Origin of the sequence: Pseudomonas sp. 10S5 (assembly GCF_035019745.1) — a bacterium.
Taxonomy (GTDB): Bacteria; Pseudomonadota; Gammaproteobacteria; order Pseudomonadales; family Pseudomonadaceae; genus Aquipseudomonas.
In genome coordinates, this window is sequence record NZ_JASJVL010000056.1 from 1 (window position 1) to 304 (window position 304).

The window sequence follows — 304 nt, forward strand, 5'->3', positions numbered from 1 at the left end:
TCAACCAGCGTTTCCCAAGGTGTTTGCAAGAATATTTCCATCCCATCGGGCTTCGGCCGGTACGCCATAGGCTTGGCTTCGGGAAATAGGTGGGTTTCTTCCCACACGGTATTCAAGGGACTCAATCCACATACTCCACATACCGCGCCATCAAGTTCGGGCGTTGGAAGGTGTCGATTTGATCGATCTTGCCGCGCATGTCGTAGAGTTCTTGCTCGAAGGTAGCATCGTCCATATCGATCCAGAACCTTGGATTGCGGCCAATCTTGCGGTCGTATTCAGCTGTTGTCGGGTCGAGATGTCG

The 304-nt window shown here is 52.6% G+C and carries 1 pseudogene; it reads right to left on the reverse strand.

The window, feature by feature from the left end:
* Window positions 1-121 precede the first annotated feature (121 nt).
* A pseudogene (locus QN378_RS23365) lies at window positions 122-304 on the reverse strand (hypothetical protein); the annotation flags it as partial.